General features: G+C 30.8%; 17 protein-coding genes. 4 read left to right on the top strand and 13 right to left on the bottom strand.

Annotation, left to right across the window (positions count from 1 at the left end; genetic code table 11):
- The 7 genes from OLM52_RS02430 to OLM52_RS02460 form a co-directional block, all read right to left on the bottom strand.
- Positions 1-828 carry an ion transporter gene (locus OLM52_RS02430; protein WP_264549558.1) on the bottom strand — a complete coding sequence of 276 codons (828 nt, stop codon included), beginning with the start codon at positions 826-828 and terminating at the stop codon, positions 1-3.
- Between the two features lie 17 nt (positions 829-845).
- Positions 846-2,207 (bottom strand): exonuclease domain-containing protein, encoded by a 1,362-nt coding sequence (locus OLM52_RS02435; RefSeq protein WP_264550513.1) that lies wholly within the window; start codon positions 2,205-2,207, stop codon positions 846-848.
- Between the two features lie 60 nt (positions 2,208-2,267).
- Positions 2,268-2,948, bottom strand: a complete 681-nt coding sequence (locus OLM52_RS02440; RefSeq protein ID WP_264549559.1) for a YggS family pyridoxal phosphate-dependent enzyme — start codon at positions 2,946-2,948, stop codon at positions 2,268-2,270.
- On the bottom strand, positions 2,948-3,412 hold the full coding sequence (locus OLM52_RS02445; protein ID WP_264549560.1) for a hypothetical protein: 465 nt from the start codon (positions 3,410-3,412) through the stop codon (positions 2,948-2,950). Before OLM52_RS02445 ends, OLM52_RS02440 begins: the two co-directional genes overlap by 1 nt.
- A 97-nt stretch (positions 3,413-3,509) precedes the next feature.
- Entirely contained in the window at positions 3,510-4,730 is a 1,221-nt protein-coding gene (locus OLM52_RS02450) for a DUF1015 domain-containing protein (protein WP_264549561.1), read from the bottom strand.
- A gap of 59 nt (positions 4,731-4,789) precedes the next feature.
- Complete coding sequence (locus OLM52_RS02455; RefSeq protein WP_264549562.1) at positions 4,790-5,680, bottom strand: 3-hydroxyacyl-CoA dehydrogenase family protein; 891 nt, start codon at positions 5,678-5,680, stop codon at positions 4,790-4,792.
- A 404-nt stretch (positions 5,681-6,084) separates the two neighbouring features.
- Positions 6,085-7,050 (bottom strand): Gfo/Idh/MocA family protein, encoded by a 966-nt coding sequence (locus OLM52_RS02460; protein WP_264549563.1) that lies wholly within the window; start codon positions 7,048-7,050, stop codon positions 6,085-6,087.
- 131 nt (positions 7,051-7,181) lie between these two features.
- Between OLM52_RS02460 and OLM52_RS02465 the strand changes: the two genes are divergently transcribed.
- Positions 7,182-7,823 carry a protein-L-isoaspartate(D-aspartate) O-methyltransferase gene (locus OLM52_RS02465; protein WP_264549564.1) on the top strand — a complete coding sequence of 214 codons (642 nt, stop codon included), beginning with the start codon at positions 7,182-7,184 and terminating at the stop codon, positions 7,821-7,823.
- A gap of 25 nt (positions 7,824-7,848) precedes the next feature.
- On the opposite strand, the gene OLM52_RS02470 is transcribed toward OLM52_RS02465, so the two are convergent.
- Together OLM52_RS02470 and smpB are read right to left on the bottom strand one after the other, a co-directional pair.
- A complete protein-coding gene (locus OLM52_RS02470; protein ID WP_264549565.1) occupies positions 7,849-8,901 on the bottom strand; it encodes a Fic family protein in 1,053 nt (350 codons plus the stop codon).
- A 58-nt stretch (positions 8,902-8,959) separates the two neighbouring features.
- On the bottom strand, positions 8,960-9,412 hold the full coding sequence (gene smpB / locus OLM52_RS02475; RefSeq protein WP_264549566.1) for an SsrA-binding protein SmpB: 453 nt from the start codon (positions 9,410-9,412) through the stop codon (positions 8,960-8,962).
- Between the two features lie 136 nt (positions 9,413-9,548).
- Between smpB and OLM52_RS02480 the strand changes: the two genes are divergently transcribed.
- The 3 genes from OLM52_RS02480 (at position 9,549) to OLM52_RS02490 (ending at position 11,232) form a co-directional block, all read left to right on the top strand.
- Positions 9,549-10,214 carry an OmpW/AlkL family protein gene (locus OLM52_RS02480; protein ID WP_264549567.1) on the top strand — a complete coding sequence of 222 codons (666 nt, stop codon included), beginning with the start codon at positions 9,549-9,551 and terminating at the stop codon, positions 10,212-10,214.
- A gap of 173 nt (positions 10,215-10,387) precedes the next feature.
- The gene (locus tag OLM52_RS02485) at positions 10,388-10,669 is read left to right on the top strand and encodes a hypothetical protein (RefSeq protein WP_264549568.1); all 282 of its coding nucleotides are present in this window, start codon (positions 10,388-10,390) and stop codon (positions 10,667-10,669) included.
- A gap of 20 nt (positions 10,670-10,689) precedes the next feature.
- Complete coding sequence (locus OLM52_RS02490; protein WP_264549569.1) at positions 10,690-11,232, top strand: hypothetical protein; 543 nt, start codon at positions 10,690-10,692, stop codon at positions 11,230-11,232.
- Between the two features lie 29 nt (positions 11,233-11,261).
- Here OLM52_RS02490 and OLM52_RS02495 read toward each other — a convergent pair whose 3' ends face one another.
- Genes OLM52_RS02495 through OLM52_RS02510 form a run of 4 tightly spaced genes read right to left on the bottom strand, consistent with a single transcriptional unit; the run spans position 11,262 to position 13,787 of the window.
- Complete coding sequence (locus OLM52_RS02495; protein ID WP_264549570.1) at positions 11,262-12,107, bottom strand: aldose 1-epimerase family protein; 846 nt, start codon at positions 12,105-12,107, stop codon at positions 11,262-11,264.
- The gene (locus tag OLM52_RS02500; RefSeq protein ID WP_264549571.1) at positions 12,101-12,664 is read right to left on the bottom strand and encodes a GNAT family N-acetyltransferase; all 564 of its coding nucleotides are present in this window, start codon (positions 12,662-12,664) and stop codon (positions 12,101-12,103) included. Before OLM52_RS02500 ends, OLM52_RS02495 begins: the two co-directional genes overlap by 7 nt.
- 17 nt (positions 12,665-12,681) lie before the next feature.
- A complete protein-coding gene (locus OLM52_RS02505) occupies positions 12,682-13,284 on the bottom strand; it encodes a DUF2238 domain-containing protein (protein WP_264549572.1) in 603 nt (200 codons plus the stop codon).
- Between the two features lie 8 nt (positions 13,285-13,292).
- Positions 13,293-13,787 (bottom strand): DUF4199 domain-containing protein, encoded by a 495-nt coding sequence (locus OLM52_RS02510; protein WP_264549573.1) that lies wholly within the window; start codon positions 13,785-13,787, stop codon positions 13,293-13,295.
- Positions 13,788-13,790: the final 3 nt, after the last annotated feature.

The raw sequence follows: 13,790 nt of genomic DNA on the forward strand, positions 1-13,790 counted from the left end.
TTATAATTCGTGTCCGCAATCTTGACAAAATTTCGCGTTTACATAATGTTTGTGACTTCCACAATTTTGACACACTTTGGTTTCACTTTCTTTTACAGTTGGTTTATTTTTTGCAAATTCGGCAGAGACAATCCCAGTTGGAACCGCTATAATTCCGTAACCCATTATCATAACAAACGACGCTATAAACTGACCGATCGGCGTAACTGGTGAAATATCGCCATAGCCAACGGTAGTTAAAGTTACAATTGCCCAATATATTCCGGTTGGAATACTTGTAAAACCACTTGCTTCGCCTTCAATTACATACATTACAGAACCAATAATGATGGTGCTGATTAGCATAAAGTACATAAAAATCAATATTTTTCCTCTACTAGCCACTAAAGATTCTCGCAAATGCGAAGATTGATTATTGAATTGGGGATGATTTAAAATTTTAAATAAACGCAACAATCGTAACGCTCTAATAACAGCAAACACACTAGTTCCTGCAATAAAAAAGGATAAATACATAGGTAAAATCGCAATCAAATCGATTATTCCGTAGAAACTTAAAATGTAGTTGATTGGTTTTTTGATGGTGATAATTCGTAAAATGTATTCTATAGTAAAGAATATTGTGATAACCCATTCAAAAAACACTAGATAAGTGTGATATTTTGTATCAAAACCTTTTACGGTTTCAAGCATAACTAAAAGCACACTTAAAACAATTAAACCCAATAAAATTAAATCGAAAAGTCGTCCAGCAACAGTATTTGTACCATAAATAATTATATGAACTTTCTGTTTAAAAATCTCGTATTTTGATTTAATTTCACTCATACAACAAAATTAAGCAATTAAAAATGAATTACTTTATATACTTTGTTTTTGCGTAAGTAGCTTTGAATAATTGTTTTTACATCACGATTGTTTTGCATTGGAATGATGATATTTTTTAAAATATCAATATTGTTAATTTGATAATTTAATTCATAAAAACAATAGCCTTTATATATTCCATTTTCAATTAAAACGGCGCTTCTTTCATCAAAAGTTCTACCACGATCTACAATGACCATGTTGTTGTTTTCAAAAGAACATTCGTCTATAAATTCCTTGACTCTTTCGTTATAAATTTCGGGCTCTTCTTCTCCAATACAAGCACCATTACATTCTTTAATTTTGTATTGAAAACAGCCGTTTTTAGTTTCATATAAACCATTAATTTTTTGACACAGATTATATTTTTCGGTAATTTTAAACAAAGCGTTTTTTCCTTCTTGTAGAGTTGTAAAAGAAGTGATTTCTTTTTTACGACCATCTGCTTTTTCAACACTTAAAGCCAAATAACCTTCTGCGTTTTTATTTATATATAAGGCATATTGGAAAATACTTTTGCGTTGTGCTCGGTTGTAAATAGGTTTGTTTATTTTGATTTCTTCGCTCTCTTTTAAAAGCGAAATCAATTCGCTGCCCGTTTCTTCAAATGTAACAGCATACACATCGCGTTGAATTTTTTTACTTTTACTAGAAGTTCCTGTAAAATGTTGGTTAACACGTTTTTTGATGTTTTTACTTTTTCCAATGTATATTAAATCACCTTTTTCATTATGAATATAATAAATTCCGGTTTTTGATGGTAAACTTTCAACAATATCTAATAGTTTTGGTGAAATTCCTGATTTGATTTCCGTTTTAATGAAACTTTTTACGATTTCTTTTTCAACGTCTTTTACCATTAACATTTTAAACAACTTTACTGTTGCCATCGCATCACCACTAGCTCTATGACGATCTGCCATAGGAATTCCTAAAGCACGAACTAATTTTCCTAAACTATACGATTCTTGTTCTGGAATTAATTTTTTAGCTAATTCAACGGTGCAAAGTGTTTGTTTTTTGAAATCATACCCCAAACGTCTAAATTCAGTTTTTAAAATACGATAATCAAATGAAGCATTGTGTGCAACAACGATACAACCTTCTGTAATCTCGATAACCCTTTTGGCTATTTCATAAAACTTAGGTGCACTTCGCAACATGGCATTGTTAATTCCAGTCAATTTTACCACAAAAGGTTGAATTGGTTTTTCAGGATTTACCAAACTGATAAATTGATCTACCACCTCATGGCCATCAAATTTATATATGGCGATTTCGGTAATTCCTTCTTCGTTGAATTGGCCTCCAGTGGTTTCTATGTCGAGTATACAGTAAATAGTTTAAATGTTTAAAGGTTATATGTTTCATAGAGACGCGATGAATCGTGTCTTTACTTTTTATCTAGAGCCAAAGATACTACTTCCAATTCGAACCATCGTACTTCCACATGAAATTGCGAGTTGATAATCGCCCGACATACCCATTGATAGGATAGAGACGCGATTAATCGTGTCTTTACTAATACCGTCTTTACTAGCAGCAATCTTATCAAAAATCGTTTTCAAATGTTTGAATTCTTTTTCGATTTGGTGTTTATTTTCGGTAAACGTTGCCATTCCCATTAAACCAACGATTCTAATGTTTTTAAAATTCTCTTTGTCATGCTGAACTTGTTTCAGTAGCTCTTCCAGTTCTTGTTCGTCTAATCCAAACTTACTTTCTTCTTCGGCAATATAGACTTGTAATAAACAATCAATCACACGGTTATTTTTAGCCGCCTGTTTGTTGATTTCTTGCAATAATTTTAAACTATCCACACCGTGAATCAAACTCACATAAGGAGCCATGTATTTGACTTTGTTGGTTTGCACGTGACCAATCATGTGCCATTCAATGTCTTTTGGCATGATTTCCCATTTGTCGGTCATTTCTTGGATTTTATTTTCTCCAAAAATACGTTGCCCAGCATTGTAGGCTTCCATTAAATCGGCTACAGGTTTGGTTTTAGAAACTGCAACCAATGTAACGTGTGCTGGAAGTTGAGATTTTATGGTATTGAGGTTTTGTTGGATTGACATTATTCGGGTTTTTTATTATTAACAATATCAATTAGTATTGAATTTATTTTTATTCTAAGTTTTAATGAAAATGGATTTGCTATTTCTTTGAATGAATGAAGGTGATTTTCATTTAGAATAGTTTCAAAGATTTCTTCAGTATTATTTTTATTATTAGTTTTACTGATTTGAATATTAGCTAAAATCGGATTTTCATCAATAAAATAGAATTCATAAAAATGATTAAAAATAGTCTCTTTATTAGCTGTGTTTTCTCCGTAACTTGAATAAATAAGTTTATTGTTAAAAATAATCTCTGTCAAATTAAATCCACCTATTGTTTTTTTATTTTTTTTAATAATTCCACTCGTTTGAATTTTATTTTTTGAAGTTTTAACAATACTGTCAATTTCATGAATAGTTAATACTTTCTCTTGCGAAAAACAAAAGTTGGCAAACAATAAAAAGAATAATATTTTTTTCATTTTTATGTAATTTATTTCATCTGTTCGCTATCGCTCGACTTGGTCACAATTACAAAATTGTGTCTTTTTTCTTTTCTCTTGCTTTTTTTTCTAAAAACTACAATTCATACACCACCAAACCACTTCTAAACTTTGGTTCGATATACGTTGATTTTGGAGGCATGATTAAATTGTTATCAGCCAAATCTTTTATTTCGTTGATATCAGAAGGGTAGAGCATGAAGCCTACTTCAAATTCGCCTTCGTCAATTAAATCTTTTATAACAGAAATGGATTGTTTTCCTGGAATGTAATCAATGCGTTCGTCGTTGCGCAAATCTTCAATTCCTAACAATGGAAAAAGTACTTTATCATATAAAATTTGGGCATCTAAACTATCTAAAATCGAAGTTTCGTTGTGGTTTTCATGTTTATAGAACAATGCATAAAAACTTCCATCTAAATACATGCCAAATTCAAACTTATTTTGTGGTTTCCACAATTCTTGATCTTTGGATTTAATAATAAAATGTTCTGATAATTTTTTAACAAAATCATCTTTACTCAAACCATTCAAATCGCGAATCAATCTATTGAATTCGTAGATTTTGACATTACTTTCGGCAATTAAAAAACTCATGAAATAATTCAGGTTTTCGTTGCCTAAATGTTTGTCTTGTTCATACAATAACTCGGCGGATGCCGAACGATGATGTCCATCAGCAATGTATAAATTTGGTATTTTTTCGAAATGTTCTTGTAGCCAATCGATTTCACTTTGGGTATCAATTTTCCAAAGTGTGTGTTTTTCTTTATTGGTTGTCGAAAATTCGTAAACAGGCTTGCTATTTTTTCGTAACGAAATAAACGTATTGATTTCAACACTATCGGGATATGTAATTAAAACGGGTTCAGTGTTAAAATTCGTTTGATGCAAATAATCTTTGAATAATTCCACACGATATTGTAAGGTGTCTTCGTGTTTTTTGATGACATTATTTTGGTAATCATCAACAGAAGTTCCAGCAATTATTCCAGTAAAAACTTGTCCTTTTGACTGAATTTCGTACAGATAAAAAACGGGATGCTCTTCTGCAATTAAAATTTGTTCTTGTTTAAAATCTTGATATTTATGAGCCACCCCTTTAAAACGTTTGTCCATCGTAATTTTTTGTGCATTCGCATACGCAGGATGAATTACATGTAAAAACGAATACGGATTAAAATTCAACCATGCAGCAAGCTCAGCCGAACTATAATCGTCATACGTTCTACACGAAACCAACGCTACTTTATCAGAAGCGGGACGAACTGCTTTGAAAGGTTTTATTTTAGCCATTTTTATTTAGTTATCAGTCTCAGTCTTCAGATTTAACTGCGACTGAAAACTGTGACTGTTTACTTTAAAAATTGTTTCGAAACTTTCTCTGCTTTTTTGCTTTCCGAATAATCGTAGAAACCTTCACCTGATTTCACCCCTAATTTTCCAGCCATTACCATGTTTACTAATAACGGACATGGAGCATATTTTGGGTTTTTGAATCCGTCGTACATTACATTTAAGATCGACAAGCAAACGTCTAATCCAATAAAATCGGCTAATTGTAATGGTCCCATTGGATGTGCCATACCTAATTTCATCACCGTATCAATTTCTTGTACACCTGCAACACCATTGTATAACGTTTCAATTGATTCGTTAATCATTGGCATTAAGATTCTGTTGGCTACGAAACCAGGATAATCGTTTACTTCTGTTGGAGTTTTTCCTAATTTAACTGATAAATCCATGATAATTTTAGTCACTTCATCAGAAGTAGAATACCCACGGATAATTTCAACTAATTTCATAATTGGCACCGGATTCATAAAGTGCATTCCGATAACTCTTTCAGGATGTACTACTTGTGCTGCAATTTGCGTAATAGAAATAGATGAAGTGTTTGAAGCTAAAATTACGTTATGGTCACAAACATCGCTCAATTGTTTGAAGATATTCATTTTTAAAGTAACATTTTCGGTAGCTGCTTCAACTACTAAATCACAACCTACAACACCATCTTTGATGTCAGTGTACGTAATAATATTTCCAATGGTTTTGAATTTGTCTTCTTCAGTGATTGTTCCTTTTGAAACCATTCTGTCTAGGTTAGCAGCAATAGTTGCCATTCCTTTTTCTAATGATTTATCTGAAATATCGATTAATTTTACGGTAAATCCGCTTTGTGCAAAAGTATGTGCAATTCCGTTGCCCATAGTTCCTGCTCCTATAACTGCGATTGTGTTCATTTTGTTATTTTAAATTTTAAATGTGTTAAATAAATTATAACTGATGTTATTAAAATTGTTTGGATAAATTTTCCTTCTGAATACGAAAAATAAGCGATGAAAAACAAGCCGAAATAACTTACCATATTTAAAAATTTTGATAAGCTTACTAAAATATTTTTGGTTGAATTAGGTAAATTATAATTTATTAAGTCAATGATATATTTTATAACTCCTAAAATCAAAAAAAATATAGAGATTACTAATAATAGATTGAAAATACTATTAATATTGTTATTTGTATCGTTATTAAAGACGTTTAAAAGATAGATAACGAAATAAGCTAAAACTATTAAATATAGTAAAGGTTTTAGTTTTTTCTCAATGAGTGTTGCAATAAATTCTTTCCTAGTCATCTAATATTTTTATCTTTTCATACAATCAATAATCTGATACGCCACACGAAGTGCTTCGGTTCCATCTTCTAATGTTACGATTGGTGTTGTGTTATTATTGATAGCGTCTGCAAATGTTTCTAATTCGTCCAAAATTGCATTATTAGCTTGTACATTTGGATTGTCAAAATAGATTTGTTTTTTTACACCTTCAGCATTTTGTAAAATCATATCAAAATCGCCGGGTACTTCAGGAGCGTCTTGCATGCGAACAATTTCACACACTTTGTCTAAATAATCTACTGAAATATATGCATCCTTTTGGAAGAAACGCGATTTACGCATGTTTTTCATTGAAATTCGGCTCGAAGTAATATTGGCTACACAACCGTTTTCAAATTCAATTCGTGCATTGGTAATATCTGGTGAATCTGAAATCACTGCAACACTACTGGCGTTAATAGATTTTACTTTCGATTTTACAACACTTAAAATAGCATCTATATCGTGAATCATCAAATCTAAAACCACAGGAACATCAGTACCGCGTGGATTAAATTCAGCCAAGCGATGGGTTTCGATAAACATTGGATTCTTAATTTTGTCTTTCACAGCAGTAAATGCAGGATTGAAACGTTCTACATGTCCAACCTGACCTTTTACATTGTGTTTTTTGGCTAAAGCAATAATTTCTTCTGCTTCTTCAACCGTATTTGAGATTGGTTTTTCAATGAAAATATGTTTACCCGCTTCGATAACTTGTTTCGCACAATCAAAATGTTGTAGGGTTGGAGTTACAATATCCACTACATCAACCGCAGCAATTAATTCGGCAATGGTATCAAATTTTTTGTAACCAAATTCTGCCGCTACCTTGTTTGCGTTTTCATCTAAAGCATCGTAAAAGCCTACTAATTCGTATTTTTCGGATTGGTTTAATAATCGTAAATGTATTTTTCCAAGGTGTCCAGCACCTAAAACGCCAACTTTTAGCATAAAATTAAATTTTATCAAAAGTACAATTTTAGTTTAAAGTTTAAAAGTTTAGAAGTTTAAAAGTTTCAGAAAATTTACATTTGATATTTAGATTTTTCAAGCTATTTTTACGAAATAAATAATTACCCAAATTGAAAGATACTAATAAACATCAAGGACTTAGAAATCAGTTGGTAAAACAGTTGGAAGAAAAAGGAATTACTGATAAAAATGTGTTGGCTGCTATTAGTAAAATTCCTCGCCATTTGTTTTTAAATTCAAGTTTTGAAGATTTTGCATACCAAGATAAGGCGTTTCCTATTGGTGCCGGACAAACTATTTCGCAACCTTACACAGTTGCTTTTCAATCGCAATTATTAGAAGTCCAAAAAGACCATAAAATTTTAGAAATAGGCACAGGAAGCGGTTATCAAACAGCAGTTTTGTGTTTAATGGGAGCCAAAGTGTATTCAATTGAAAGACAAAATGAATTGTTTAAAACTACTTCGATTTTATTACCAAAATTAAGTATTAGACCTAAACATTTATCATTTGGAGATGGTTACAAAGGGTTGCCAAATTATGCACCTTTTGATAGTATAATTGTAACTGCTGGTGCACCATTTATACCGCAACCTTTGATGGCACAGTTAAAAGTAGGAGGAAGGTTAGTAATTCCAGTAGGTGAAAAAGACCAAATTATGACTTTGTTGATTCGTAAAAATGAAACCCAATTTGAAAAACACGAATTTGGTGATTTTAAATTTGTACCTCTTTTAGAAAACAAAAATTAAAGTCCTGGGAATTGCAGGACTTTTTTTATACAGGTTGAATGATACTTAGATAACGTTCTAAACTTTCTTTTTCAATTTGAGCAATAAATACTAAAAAATCTTCTTTATTATTGGAAGTTTGAGCCGTTTCTAATGCTTGATAATATTTCATTCGAGAATCATAATCACCTTTTATATTTGCAATTACATATCCGTGTTGTAATAAAATCAAATTCATAACCAAGCGAGAAGTTCTACCGTTGCCATCAATAAATGGATGAATGGTAACTAAACGTTCATGCATTTCGGCAGCTAAAACCACAGGATGCATTTTTGATTTGTTTTCTTCATACCAAATAAAATAATCTTCCATTTCTTTAGCAACCAAAAAAGGCTGTGGTGGCATGTGTGAACTTCCTTTTATCATTACTTGCACTTTGCGATATCTGCCGGCATCTTCAGAGTGAATTCCGCGAAGAATTAAATTATGAATTCCCAATACTTCTCTTTCAATTAACAAAGTGCTTTTATCCATCAATTGTTTAATGTAATCAATGGCTTCTTTATGATTAATAGCTTCCAAATGCTCGCGCATACTTTTTCCAGAAATGGTTAAACCTTCGTTGATAACCAAATCAGTTTCTCTTAAAGTTAGTGTATTTCCTTCGATGCGATTGCTTTCAAAAGTATATTCTAATTCTAATGCTTGTTTGATTCTAAAACTATCAAACTGACGAAAATTATCTAATCTTGATTTTAGTTCATCAATTTCATTTAATAAAATTTGCAAGTTTTTAGATAATGATTTTCTAACAAAGCTTATGTTGTATTTGATTTCTTCTTCTGCAAGTTGCATTGCTTTTAACGCTAAATCATCTTTTCCAATTTCATAAAGAATTTTTTCTTTTAGCCAAGCAATCATTAACTCTTCAAAATTAATGTCTAGCGCAGTTGCTAACTTTGAAATTTGTTCACGTGTTGGTTTTCTTGAACCATTTTCAAACTTACTAATTAATGCCTGATCAATACCTAAAAGTTGTGCCAACTCTCTGGTTTTGATGTTTTTTTGCTCTCTTGCATTTTTTAATAGTGTTTTCATGATTCAAAATTATTTAATTGTCATGACAAAATTAGTCATAATTTTTAATAAAAAAAAGCTAAAAAGCCTTTTTTATTCGATTTAAATCTCTTTTGGTATCTTGTTTTTTTAACGATTCGCGTTTGTCGTAGTTCTTTTTACCTCTACAAAGTGCAATTTCTAGTTTGGCTAATCCTTTTTCATTGGTAAACAAACGAAGCGGCACAATAGTTAATCCTTTGTTGTCTGAATCTTTAAATAATTTTTTTAATTCTTTCTTATTTAAGAGAAGTTTTCGTTCACTTTTAGTTTTGTGATTGTAATGCGTTCCATACAAATACTCTTCTATATTTGAATTAATTACAAACAGTTCACCATCATGAAACTCACAAAAGCTTTCGGTAATTGATGCTTTTCCTAATCGAATAGACTTGATTTCGGTTCCAGTTAAAACAATTCCAGCCGAATATTTATCGAGTATTTCATAATCGAATTTGGCTCTTTTATTGAGTATGTTAACTGTTTTAAGCATTTGGCAAATGTAAATTAAAAATATAGGATTTTAAAGCTAAATCTATATTTTAATAATTTTTAATCTATGATTTATATCAGGTTTTAAAATAAATGTGACTTTTACATTTGTACTATAATTTTAAACTAATTAAAAAATGAGAAAAATAGTTTTTGCAATCATGGCTTTGTCTTTAATGACAGTAAATTTTGTTAATGCACAAGATAAGGAAGAAAAATCGACTGAATTTAAAAGATGGCAAGTTCGTTTAAGAGGAGTTGGTGTAGTTACTCCTAATGAAAGTGCTAAAATTGGTATTATTGGTGGAGACGTTGAAATTTCTAATGCTTTTATTCCAGAATTAGATTTCACTTACTTTTTTACTGAACATTTTGCTGCGGAATTAATTTTAGGTACAGCAAAACACGAAGTAAAAGCTGTTAATACTGCTGCTGGAAATGTTGATTTAGGAAGTGTTTGGTTATTGCCGCCAACATTAACAGCACAATACCATTTTTATACTTCTGATAAAAAAATATTCAAGCCTTATATTGGAGCGGGTTTAAATTATACTTTTTTCTACAATGTAAAATCAGGTGGTGTTGCAGATGTAGAATATGATAATGCATTAGGATATGCAGCGCAATTAGGTTTTGACTTAATGTTAGATGATAAATTTTTTATAAACGTAGATGCTAAACGTTTATTTTTAAGCACAGATGTTACAGTTGACGCTTCAAATTTAGCTCCAGGTTTAAGTATTCCGGCTAAAGTAGACATTGATCCTTGGTTGTTTGGAGTAGGTGTTGGTATGAAGTTTTAATTGGGGTATTGGTTAGTTTTATCTTAAAAGAGATTGTGTAAAAACAGTCTCTTTTTTTTTGTGTCATTACGATTCTTTGAATTGTTAATTGTGTAAGGTTTATTTTATATCCTAAAAATGATTTTGTTTTTATTTTTTTAGTAATTTTATACAACTAACCAACCCATTAAACTATGACAAGTGAATTTCAATTAATAGACAAAGAAACTATATCCTCGTTAGTTTTTCCAAAAAAAGAAGTTTTAGAAGAGAAAGACGCTATTATTCAAAGAAAAAATGATTTGGATAGAGCATTATCATTAGGAAATTTAGAGCACGTTAAGATAAAAATATTCTTTGAAGATAATTCTTCAAAAAAAGCGGTTGAAACTACCATTTGGGGTGTTACCGATAGCAGGGTAATTCTTAAACAGGGCGTTGTGATACCTGTAAATAGAATTCACAAAATTGTATAACTATAAAAAACAAAAAACAAATGAAAAAAATCACCCTACTTGGATTATCGTTTTTGTTTTCTCTTGGCGTAATAGCTCAGGATAATAAAACAAAAACAACAAAAAAAGAAGTTAAGACTGAAAAAAAAGCGAGTACAGCTAAGGCTAAAAGCACAGAAAAGGAGACAAGTGCAAAAGCAAAAACGACTAAAGAAAAAGCATCCGCTAAAACAAAAGAATCTAAATCTAAAACAGCCACAGCATCAGAAAAAGGAAAAACGACTTCTACAGCTGTAAAAAAGAAAGTAGATACAAAAAAAACGGAAACAAAAGCTAAAGTCGACGCCAAAAAAGATGCGGTAAAATCGAAAAAAGAAACAAAAGTTACTACAACAAAACCAAAGACCCAAAAAACTGCAGTTGCTGAAAAAGATAATTTAAAAGAAACTGCCGCTTCAAAAGCTGCTGAAAAAAAGGTTACTGATAAAGCTACAGGAGTGTATAAAGGAAAAAAAGTATATACTGGACCAAGAGGTGGAAAATATTACATCAATAAAAATGGTAATAAAACATACATTGATTAAATTAAAAATCCCGAGAAATCGGGATTTTTTTATAGTTCTATTTTTATAGTTCGGGTAAAAATTGCTTGTGGTTGTAAAAAGTTAATTCCTTCTTTTTCTTCAATACTACCATTATGATTGAGGTTATCTGCTAAGCCACACCAAGGTTCAATGCACAAAAATGGAGCGTTTGGTTTTGTCCAAATTCCCAAATAAGGAAAACCTTCAAAACTCATTTTTAAAATAAATTCATCATTATAATGAAGCGAAATTTCGTTTGACTTCATTTCTTTAAAAACTAAAGCATCTTGTTCAAAAAGCGAATAATCTAGATTGATTTTTCCGTTTTTTGCTTCAATTTCTCTAATAGAGCCATCAAATTGTTCATTTTCTAATTGATGCGAAATCATTTTTTCAGATTGATTAAAAACCAAACTATAATTATCAAATGTATGATCAATTGCAAAAGCTGGATGCGCTCCAATTGAAAAGGGCATTACCTCATCGGATTTGTTGCACACAAAATAGGTAATTTCTAAACCATTTTCGGTTAAACGATATTCCATTTTTAATTCAAATTCAAACGGAAATTGTAGCAAAGTTTCTGTTGTACTTACCAAAGAAAAAAGCGCTGAATTTTCGGTTTTATTTTCAATTTTAAAATCAAAATTTCGAGCAAAACCATGTCTTTGTAAAGGATAAGTTTTGTTTTTGAAACGATATGTGTCATTTTTTAATCTTCCAACTATTGGAAATAAAATAGGGGAAGTTCTATTCCAAAAATCTTCATCAATAGTCCAAATGTAATTTTTGTTGTTTTTTTCTAATCGAGATAATTCGGCGCCAATTGTATTAATCGATGCCGAAATTTTAGTATTTGATAGTGTAATTAACATTGATTGAAATTTCGTTTTAGCAATCCATAGATTACGGTATCTGTAAATTCATTGTTGTAATAAAAATTTTCTTTAAAATGGGCTTCTTTTATAAATCCATTTTTTTGGAGAACACGCTCAGATGCAACGTGTCTGGAATCAATTACTGCTTCAATTGAGTGAAAGTTTAAGGTGTTAAAAGCATAATTTAATAGTGTTTTAACTGCTTCAGTAACATAACCTTTTCCGTTGTGTTCGGGTGAAATCATATAGCCTAATTCGGTTCTAAAATGTTCTGGTTGTGTTCTGTAAAATCCCATAATTCCAATGCATTTATCACTTCCTTTTTCGGTTACCGCCCAATTGATATCAAGATTTTCATCTATTTTATCATTAATTATTTTAATATGAGCAAGTGCTTCGTCAATATTTGTAGTCAATGGCCTTGGAATAAATTTCATGATTTCGGGATTGCCGCGAAGTGCTAAAATTTCGGGTGCATCTTCATTAGTTAATTTTCTAAAACGCAAACGTTCAGATTCTAGTATTGGAAAAGGAGAGAAGTTAAGTTGTAACATTTTATAGTATTATTTTGTTAATGGATTAGCTCTTGAATCGCTTTATCGTGTTTTTTACTGAAGAAAATCAGCATACAAATGGCACCAATGGTTGCATATAGCATATCAGATTGTGTATCCCAAACATAGCCTTGTGTTCCTAAAAAAGCATCGCCACCATCACCAGTACAAAGCGAAACTCCCCATTCTAACCATTCGTAAGCTGCACTAATCGCTAAACATACTGCAACTATAATGAAGTTAAAGAAACTAGAGTTTGAGATTACATTTTTACGAATAAATAATTCACGTGTAATCATAGCTGGAACAAAACCTTGCGCAAAATGACCTACTTTGTCGTAATTATTTCTGCTTTGGTCAAACGTTTCTTTAATCCAATCAAAAAGCGGTACTTCTGCATAGGTGTAATGTCCGCCTAAGAACAATATATAACAATGTATCAGAATAAATAAATAGGTAAAATTAGTAAATTGAAATTTTTTATGAGTAAAAATTAAAATAAGTAAACCAATAATTGCTGGAGAAACTTCTAAAAACCAAGTAAAATATTCCTTTGGATTGATTCCTGAGAGGATTAGCCCGATAAAAAATAGCGAAATAAAAATGTATGGGAGCTTCATTGATGAATTTATTTTTTTTTCAAAATTAAAGCACTTATGAAAGAAATTACAATTCCTAAAGGTAAAATTTCCATGTAAGTGAATAAAATAACCATAATTGGATTTTTATACATTTCTTTAAAAGAATTCATTTCTTCGGTTACTTTTGCCACTTCATCCGGACTTGCTTTTTGAATAGCCATGTCAGTATAATGTTCTGCAAAATTTGGAAAAAAATTATATAATATTATAAGCCAAACTAAAACATAAATTGTTGAAATAATTAGCGAAATCCAGAAGCCTGTCATGAAAGCTTTACCAAATGAAATTAACCCATTATTTGCTTCTCGTTGTTGTTTAATTCCCCAAAATAGAAAGAAAAAGGCAAGAGTCATAACGGTAAATCCAATAAGCATACTTACTTCTTTTTCTGGATTTGCTCTCATATACATGGTAACAAATACTAACAATGCCGAGACAATAATGCTTCCAAATAATCCGTTTTTTAAAATAATCTTGTTCATGGT

Source organism: Flavobacterium sp. N2820 (assembly GCF_025947285.1).
In the GTDB taxonomy this organism is placed as follows: domain Bacteria; phylum Bacteroidota; class Bacteroidia; order Flavobacteriales; family Flavobacteriaceae; genus Flavobacterium.

Bases quoted from the DNA above. Each gene is read 5' to 3' on its own strand.
- OLM52_RS02430 (WP_264549558.1), bottom strand. From the start codon at position 828: ATGAGTGAAATTAAATCAAAATACGAGATTTTTAAACAGAAAGTTCAT.
- OLM52_RS02440 (WP_264549559.1), bottom strand. From the start codon at position 2,948: ATGTCAATCCAACAAAACCTCAATACCATAAAATCTCAACTTCCAGCA.
- OLM52_RS02445 (WP_264549560.1), bottom strand. From the start codon at position 3,412: ATGAAAAAAATATTATTCTTTTTATTGTTTGCCAACTTTTGTTTTTCG.
- OLM52_RS02450 (WP_264549561.1), bottom strand. From the start codon at position 4,730: ATGGCTAAAATAAAACCTTTCAAAGCAGTTCGTCCCGCTTCTGATAAA.
- OLM52_RS02455 (WP_264549562.1), bottom strand. From the start codon at position 5,680: ATGAACACAATCGCAGTTATAGGAGCAGGAACTATGGGCAACGGAATT.
- OLM52_RS02460 (WP_264549563.1), bottom strand. From the start codon at position 7,050: ATGCTAAAAGTTGGCGTTTTAGGTGCTGGACACCTTGGAAAAATACAT.
- OLM52_RS02470 (WP_264549565.1), bottom strand. From the start codon at position 8,901: ATGAAAACACTATTAAAAAATGCAAGAGAGCAAAAAAACATCAAAACC.
- smpB (WP_264549566.1), bottom strand. From the start codon at position 9,412: ATGCTTAAAACAGTTAACATACTCAATAAAAGAGCCAAATTCGATTAT.
- OLM52_RS02480 (WP_264549567.1), top strand. From the start codon at position 9,549: ATGAGAAAAATAGTTTTTGCAATCATGGCTTTGTCTTTAATGACAGTA.
- OLM52_RS02485 (WP_264549568.1), top strand. From the start codon at position 10,388: ATGACAAGTGAATTTCAATTAATAGACAAAGAAACTATATCCTCGTTA.
- OLM52_RS02490 (WP_264549569.1), top strand. From the start codon at position 10,690: ATGAAAAAAATCACCCTACTTGGATTATCGTTTTTGTTTTCTCTTGGC.
- OLM52_RS02495 (WP_264549570.1), bottom strand. From the start codon at position 12,107: ATGTTAATTACACTATCAAATACTAAAATTTCGGCATCGATTAATACA.
- OLM52_RS02500 (WP_264549571.1), bottom strand. From the start codon at position 12,664: ATGTTACAACTTAACTTCTCTCCTTTTCCAATACTAGAATCTGAACGT.
- OLM52_RS02505 (WP_264549572.1), bottom strand. From the start codon at position 13,284: ATGAAGCTCCCATACATTTTTATTTCGCTATTTTTTATCGGGCTAATC.
- OLM52_RS02510 (WP_264549573.1), bottom strand. From the start codon at position 13,787: ATGAACAAGATTATTTTAAAAAACGGATTATTTGGAAGCATTATTGTC.